The organism is Paraburkholderia sp. BR14374 (assembly GCF_040948685.1).
GTDB lineage: Bacteria > Pseudomonadota > Gammaproteobacteria > Burkholderiales > Burkholderiaceae > Paraburkholderia > Paraburkholderia youngii.
The window spans coordinates 619,102-626,382 of the sequence record NZ_JBFPKF010000004.1 but is presented as its reverse complement, the minus strand read 5'-3'; the positions used below and the strand labels follow the sequence as shown (position 1 = coordinate 626,382).

Genomic DNA, 7,281 nt, shown 5'->3' with positions numbered 1-7,281 from the left:
GCCCGTAAGGCTTGATCCTATAACAGGTGTGTCTCGGCAACCGTTAGCGCTTCAGCGCTTACGGGTGTCCGATCCCCGAAGGGGATGAAGACATGCAGTTTGAGATCGGTGTTGTGCCAGCAACAACGCAACCCCAACAACACGAATCCTTTACGCTTCTTCCCGATTGGCTGTGGCGCGCAGGGTTGACTCCAACCCGGCCGCGACGCAGCAACCCGTCATGCCTGATGACCATAGCGAGTCGGTCCCACCCCTTCCCATCCCGAACAGGACCGTGAAACGACTCAACGCCGATGATAGTGCGGATTGCCCGTGTGAAAGTAGGTAATCGTCAGGCTCCCCCAAAAGCCAGAAACCCCACCGCGCAGCGGTGGGGTTTTTGCGTTTACGCGGTCAATTCCGCGCGCTTCACTACTTTCCGATCCGCAGCGCATCCGCATAACCCGTCAATTCCAGATAGGCCCGCCCTACCTCGGCATTCTGTTGGCTCACTCGCACCGCGCCTTCCCAATACACCGCGCCGGTCGACTGTCTCGAATCGAGTTCCTGATCGTCCACCAGCGGATCGAGTTGCCATGTCAGCGTTCCGGTTCTAACCGTCATCGAGACCGGGTACAAAGTATTTGTGTGCGGCGACCGCCACATGCGATGCGGGGTGAACGAAACTTCGCCGGGGCCGAAGTTGGCTACCTGTCCATCGCGTCTGCGAAGCGTCGCGTGGGCCCATGTTGCATGTCCATCGCGGCTACGGATCTTGAATGCCATGAGCGCCGACCCGTCCGTCAAATTGGCGCCAAGCCAATCCCATCCGACCGCATTGGCGTCGAGCAATGTGCTCGACCATTCGTGATCGAGCCATGCGGTACCCGTCACGGCAGCATTGCGCGTCGACTCGTTTGCACCCGCGGCCGGGCGCACCACAGTGCCCGTCACGCTGAGTTGCGGTTCGCTGTAGTAATAGCTTGCCTGTTCGGGACGCGGTCCTTTGCGCGAGTAGCCGCGCTCGCCCTGAATCAGCGGTGGCTGCGTTGGCGTGAGTTGCAGGTGTAGCGAGAATCCGCTTGCGTCGGCGGTGACGTCGTAGTGACCGTCCGCGGCGCGAATCATTTTCCATGCGTCGAGTTTGACGTTGGTGTTGTCGGGCTTCGCGTAGGAAAGCCCGAGACCTTGCCGGGCGATGCGTTGATCGTGAACGAGGTGGCCGATGGCCGGATCGCTCAGCGCAGCGTGCGCAATGATCAGCTGCGAGGGGGCGAAGGCGCTGGGATCGGCGGCATCGTGACCAGTCGCCGAACGGAAGAACGTGATCTGGAATCCGAGCGGTTGATGGTCGGGTGTCGTGAGCCAGCCCGTCGCGTACCACCATTCGGTGCGGAATTCCGGATGGGCACCGGTGTCCCGCGGAAACGAGATCAGACGTTCTGGCGTGACTACCGCAAAGGCGGCCGGCGTGGATGCAGAGGAGTCGCTGCTAGCGGCAAAAGAGGGCGACGCAGCGGCTATGCCAACGCAAAGTAGGCTCCGAAAAGTTCGATCAGGGTATGGGAGTGAAGATTTGCTGGTACGCCAAAGCAATCGCATCCCCCACGCACGCCGCACAACTCGCATCACCAGTCCTCCTTCACCGCGCGCACGGCATCCACCGACACCGCACCCCGTCCCGCTACTACCGCCGTCGTGCACGACAGCACTAGCATCACCAACGCGACCGTGCCCAGCACGAACCACGGCACATGCAGCGACATGCTCCAGTGAAACGACTGCGGATTGACGACGAACACGAGAATCAGGCTGATCGCGAAACCAAGCGCGAAACCCAGCGCAATGCCGGATGCGGTGAGCAGGCCGCCCTCCGATGCGAGGATCGCAAAAATCTGCGCGCGCGTCACGCCGACGTGGCGCAACATCCCGAACTCGCGGGCCCGAGCGAGCGTCTGTGCAGAAAAGGTCGCGGCGACACCGAACAATCCGATCACGATGGCCACCGCCTCGAGCAGATACGTGACCGCGAAACTGCGATCGAAGATGACCAGCGTGCGCGCACGGATCTCCCCCGGTTGCGACATCTCGAGCGAAGCGCCGAACGGCAACGCTTTCAAGCCTGCGACGACGCGTTCGACACTCACGCCCGGCTCGACGGTCACGGCGACATCGGTTGCGGCGGAGTCGCCGGTGAGCCGCCGATAATCGCCAAGCCGGATCTGAATCGCGCCACTCTGCCGCGCGTAGTCGCGCCAGACGCCGGCGACGACGAACGTCTGGCCCTGCTCGCCGAGCGGCAACCGCACACGTTGACCTAACTGATACCCATACAGGTCGACCATTGCTTCGGAAACCCAAATAGGCATGTCTCCGGTGCGAAGCGCGGACGGCGACAGCACCGCGCCGGTCATCTGCAGGGTCGCGCCCGGATCGGCCGCATCGATCTCGCGGGCGAGCAGCGCGACATCCGGGCGGGCGGGATCGAGTGTCAGATGCGTGATGCGCGAAAACGCAGCGTGGCGGATGCCGGGGACCGTCGCGATGCGCGTCTGTTGGTCGGGCCGCAAGCCGCCACTGTCACCGCTATTGCCGCCGGAGCTTAGGCGCACATAGAGATCCGCGGACAGCAGATGCGTGATCCAGTCGTCGACGGATACGCGGAAACTGGCCACCATGATCGCCATCGCGACGATCAGCGCGAAGCTCGACAGCACGCCGCCCATCGCGATCGAGGCCTGCCCCGGCGCATTCGCGAGACGCGCAATCGCGAGCGTAGTCGTCGCGCCCGCGCGGCGTCGCGCGCCGCGCACACGGCTCGCCGCACCAAAAATCAGCGCGGTCACGCGCGGCATCAGTGCGATGCCGCCGACGAGCAGCAACGCGACCGCCAGATAACCAGCAATCGGCGCATCGAACCACGGCGGCACGCGCGTCAGCGCGGCGGCCGCCAGCAAACAGCCGAACGCCGGCCACGGCGTCGCGAGCCGCGCCAGCGCGGTTTCCTCGGCGCCGGCCTTGAGTGCCGCGGCAGGCCGTGCGCGTGCCGCGTCGATGGCGGGCGCGACGCTGCCCAACACCGACACCGCGACCCCGAGCGCGAGAAACACCGCGCTCGCGAGCGGCTCCAAACCGACTCGCGGTTGCACACCCGGAAAATAGCCGCCGCCAAGATCGCTGCCGAAAAAGCGCAGCGCACCGCTTGCCATCGCGTATCCGAGCGCAAGTCCAAACAACGAACCGAGTAGCCCGAGCAGCGCGCCTTCGAGCAGAATCTGCCGCAATAGCTGAGCTCGCGTGAGGCCGAGCACGCGTAGCATTGCGAATTGCGAGCGGCGTCGCACGACACCGAGCGCCTGCGTCGAAAACACAAGGAACGCGCCGGTGAACAGCGCGACCAGTGCGAGCACATTCATATTGATCCGATAAGCACGCGACAGGCGATCGGTGCGGCTCTCAGTATCGCGCGTTTCGGCGACTACCCAGGCACTGCCGAGCCGTTGCTGCAGATAGCGTCTGAAGCGTTGCCGATCGACGCCGCGTTCGAGCTGCAGGTCGATGCGCGACAGCTTGCCCACGTTGCCGAACCGCCATTGCGCGGCGGCGATGTCCATCACCGCGAGCCGTTGACCCGGCCGCGTGCGCACGAGCCCGCCCGCGACGCGCAACTGCAGATCCGAGGTGCCGACCCGCAGCGTCACGTCGTCGCCGGTCTTGACGTTCAGCCATTGCTGCGTGGCCGTCGACAGAAATATCGCATCGGAGGCGAGCGTGTCGAACGGGCGCTCAGGCGAGGGTACACCGATCAGATCGGGCGTGATCCGGCTCGCCTTGAAGACGTCGATGCCGAGAACGGGCAGTGCACCATTGCGGCCGGGCACCGCGATGTCGAGCGCGAGCACGGGACTCGCTAGCGCCACGCCCGGCTCGTCGGCCAGCTGCGGATAAAGGGACTCGTCGACGAAAGGCTGCGCGCCGCGCACTTGCAGATCCGCTTCCCCGGACAGACTGCGCGCGGCCGCGGAGAATTCATTGAAGGCCGCGCTGTTGATCAATTGCACCGCGTAGCCGAGCGCGACGCCGAGCGCGATCGTCGCGATTGCGACGAGTGCGCGTCCGCGATGGGTGCGCCATTCCGCGGCCAGTAGCCAGCGTGCAAGAACGCGATAGCCGGGCGCGCGCGGCAGTGGCTGAAGGTCAGCTGCCATCGTCGGTCGAGCGGGCCGCGGCGCGCGCGACGTTCGCGGCTTTATCGCGCGCGGCATGCAAGCCGCCGTCGCTCAGAACCAGTACGCGGTCGGCCACGGCTGCCGCGGCTTCCGAATGCGTGACCATGATGGTCGCCGCGCCGGTCGCCTTGCTTTGCGCGCGGAACAGGCCGAGCACGTCGTGCGCGGTCGCGGGATCGAGGTTGCCGGTCGGTTCGTCGGCGAGAAGCAGCGTTGGACGATGCACGAGTGCGCGTGCAATGGCTACGCGCTGCAATTCGCCACCGGAGAGATCGCGCGGAAAGTCGTCGCCGCGTCCGCCGAGCCCGACCGCCGCGAGCATGTCGAGCGCGGCGGCCGTCGGCAGATCGTTGAGCAGCAGTGGCAGCGCGACGTTCTGCGCGAGCGTCAGATGCGGCAGCACATGAAACGCCTGGAATACGAAGCCGAGCTTCTGGCGGCGCAGACGCGTTGCGGCGTTATCGTCGAGTTGCTCGACCGGGCGTCCGTCGATCAGCACACTGCCGCTATCGGCGCGGTCGAGTCCGGCGATCAGGTTGAGCAACGTCGACTTGCCAACGCCCGAGTCGCCCATGATCGCGACGAACTCTCCCGCAGCGAGCGTGAAGTCGAGCTGCGCGAGCACGATGCGGCCGGTGCCGTACCGCTTGCTGAGGCCGCGGCATTCGAGTGCGGGTACGACGTCGTCGTCACGAAGCGCCATGCGAAGAGGTCCGGAAAAGGGGCCGGGCGAGGGGCGCCGGCCAGGCGAAATGAGTGTGCCTCGCCGCGCGAATTTCCGCAGCAGCTACTAGGCGAAACGCTGTTTTTAGTAAGGTAAATGGAAGATTGGCGCGCCTCGGTGGCACAGTTTTAGCGCATCTCGATCCGAGGCGCCCGGCATCGTTGCCCCTGTTCGCCGGTCGATTCAGACCGCCCGGACAAAAAATTTTTTTGTCGTCGGCAACGCAAATTCTTGTGCAAATGTGGGTCGTCGCCACCGGCCGAAAAGGACGGTCCAGCACGATCCATTCCAGCCGAATCGGCCCCACAAACAGGCGATGCCTAAAAGCGGCCAACCTCCGGATAATTGCCAGCTTTTGCTGCCAAATTATCAAGAGTCTGCGCGGCCCTTGTAACAAGGTGAAAACGCACATTTTGATGCGTTTTGCAAGCGTCCAGGTCGCAACAATCTAATCCGAAGGGATTTATTCGCTGCTGCGATGCAAAATTATTCTTATCTTGGTAATCTCCCATCCTCGGTCGGTCGGCTGCGGGTAAACGTGTAGCGGGAAACCCCTCCACGCGTCAATTTCAGCGCACTCCAACTTACATTTCAATTTCAATGCCTGCTGTTTTGGCGGCATTGACGCAGCGTTTTGTACTTCAAGTTTTGACAGAGCACATGCCATTGCCTCTCCTAAGTCTTCTCATCTTGATCCCCATCGTCGCCGGCTTCGTGGTTCTGCGCGCCGGGTCCGACGCGGCGCGTAATCGCACGCGCTGGCTCGCGCTGATCGGCGCGGTGGCGGGTTTCTTGCCTGTGATCCCGGTCGTGGCGAATTTTCGCAACGACGTGACCTCGATGCAGTTCGTCGAGAACGTTCGCTGGTCGCCGACGTTCGATATCGCATGGCATGTGGGAATCGACGGGATTTCGCTGTGGCTCGTCGCGCTGACCGCGCTGACGACGATCATCATCGTGATCGCGTCGTGGGAGTCGATCACCCAGCGTACCGCACAGTACTACGGCGCGTTCCTGATGCTGTCGGGTTTCATGCAGGGCGTGTTCACGTCGCTCGACGGCATGATGTTCTTCATTGCATTCGAGGCGACGCTGATCCCGCTGTATCTGCTGATCGGCACGTACGGTCACAAGAACCGCACGTATGCGGCGGTGAAGTTCTTCTTCGTGTCGTTCCTCGGCTCGCTGATGATGCTGATGTCGCTGCTCTATCTGTATAGCCAGACGCACAGCTTCGACCTCGCCGTGTGGCGCGAAGCGCATCTCGACATGGTGCCGCAGACGCTGATCTTCCTCGGCTTCCTCGCCGCATTCGGCGTGAAGGTGCCGATGTGGCCGCTGCACACGTGGCTGCCCGACGTGCACCTCGACGGTCCCACCGGCGCCGCGGTGATGATCGGCATGCTGAAGATCGGCGGCTACGGTCTGCTGCGTTTCGCGCTGCCGATCGCGCCGCAAGCGAGCCACTTCTTTGCGCCGATGATGATCACGCTGTCGCTCGTCGCGGTGATCTATTCGAGCCTGCTCGCGCTCGTGCAAACCGACATGCGCCGCCTGCTCGCGTATTCGACGGTCGCGCATATGGGCCTCGTCACGCTCGGTCTGTTCGTCTTCAACCGCTTCGGCCAGGCCGGCGCAATCGTGCAGATGATCTCCTATGGCGTGGTGTCCGGCGCGATGCTGTTGTGCACCGGCATGCTGTTCGACCGCACGAAAAGCGCATCGATCGCCGAATACGGTGGCGTCGCCAACACGATGCCGCGCTTTGCCGCTTTCGTGATGCTGTTCTCGATGGCCAACATCGGTCTGCCGGGCACGTCGGGTTTCGTCGGCGAATTCATGGTGCTGATGGGCGCGATCCGCTTCAACTTCTGGATCGGCGCGATCGCCGCGACCACGCTGATCCTGAGCGCGGCCTACACGCTGTGGATGTATAAGCGCGTGATCTTCGGCGCGATCGCCAATGCGCGCGTCGCGAATCTGAAGGACCTCGGCAAGCGCGAGTTCGCGCTGCTCGGTGCGTTGGCGTTGCTGGTGCTCGCGATCGGTCTCAATCCGAAGCCGTTTACCGATGCGATCGATCCGTCCGTCGGCACGCTGCTAGCGCAATCCGAACGCTCGGCGCTTCCTTCTGACAACGTGCCGGCCGAAGCTGGCGAGCATCTGCAGGCGGCGGCGCCCGGACCGGCACCCGTCGCCACGCACAATCCGGGTTAAAAGAACAGAGCGCAAGAACCGTTGTCGCATCCGCGCGTCAGGATGCGGCGACGTTTTTGCGCTTTTGCGCGTCGCTACGAATCCCTTTGTGAATGCATGCTCGACGAAGTACTGCGAAACCGCTGCGCGTCC

The 7,281-nt window shown here is 63.5% G+C and carries 4 protein-coding genes and 1 rRNA gene; 2 read left to right on the top strand and 3 right to left on the bottom strand.

The features are described from left to right. The first annotated feature begins 223 nt into the window (after positions 1-223). A 5S ribosomal RNA gene (gene rrf / locus AB3X86_RS13105) occupies positions 224-337 on the top strand. A 74-nt stretch (positions 338-411) separates the two neighbouring features. Here rrf and AB3X86_RS13100 read toward each other — a convergent pair. From AB3X86_RS13100 to AB3X86_RS13090, 3 genes are read right to left on the bottom strand one after another with little or no spacing between them, the layout of a single operon-like run. Further along, on the bottom strand, positions 412-1,608 hold the full coding sequence (locus tag AB3X86_RS13100; protein WP_368596326.1) for a lipocalin-like domain-containing protein: 1,197 nt from the start codon (positions 1,606-1,608) through the stop codon (positions 412-414). After that, positions 1,608-4,187: an FtsX-like permease family protein gene (locus tag AB3X86_RS13095; RefSeq protein ID WP_368596303.1), complete on the bottom strand. Its 2,580-nt coding sequence runs from the start codon at positions 4,185-4,187 to the stop codon at positions 1,608-1,610. The genes AB3X86_RS13100 and AB3X86_RS13095 overlap by 1 nt, the downstream gene beginning before the upstream one ends. Next, entirely contained in the window at positions 4,177-4,911 is a 735-nt protein-coding gene (locus AB3X86_RS13090) for an ABC transporter ATP-binding protein (RefSeq protein WP_368596302.1), read from the bottom strand. Before AB3X86_RS13090 ends, AB3X86_RS13095 begins: the two co-directional genes overlap by 11 nt. Positions 4,912-5,592: 681 nt before the next feature. On the opposite strand from AB3X86_RS13090, the gene AB3X86_RS13085 reads away from it, so the two are divergent. Continuing rightward, positions 5,593-7,149 carry an NADH-quinone oxidoreductase subunit M gene (locus AB3X86_RS13085; RefSeq protein WP_368596301.1) on the top strand — a complete coding sequence of 519 codons (1,557 nt, stop codon included), beginning with the start codon at positions 5,593-5,595 and terminating at the stop codon, positions 7,147-7,149. Positions 7,150-7,281 lie beyond the last annotated feature (132 nt).

Bases quoted from the DNA above. Each gene is read 5' to 3' on its own strand.
- AB3X86_RS13100 (WP_368596326.1), bottom strand. From the start codon at position 1,608: ATGCGAGTTGTGCGGCGTGCGTGGGGGATGCGATTGCTTTGGCGTACC.
- AB3X86_RS13090 (WP_368596302.1), bottom strand. From the start codon at position 4,911: ATGGCGCTTCGTGACGACGACGTCGTACCCGCACTCGAATGCCGCGGC.
- AB3X86_RS13095 (WP_368596303.1), bottom strand. From the start codon at position 4,187: ATGGCAGCTGACCTTCAGCCACTGCCGCGCGCGCCCGGCTATCGCGTT.
- AB3X86_RS13085 (WP_368596301.1), top strand. From the start codon at position 5,593: ATGCCATTGCCTCTCCTAAGTCTTCTCATCTTGATCCCCATCGTCGCC.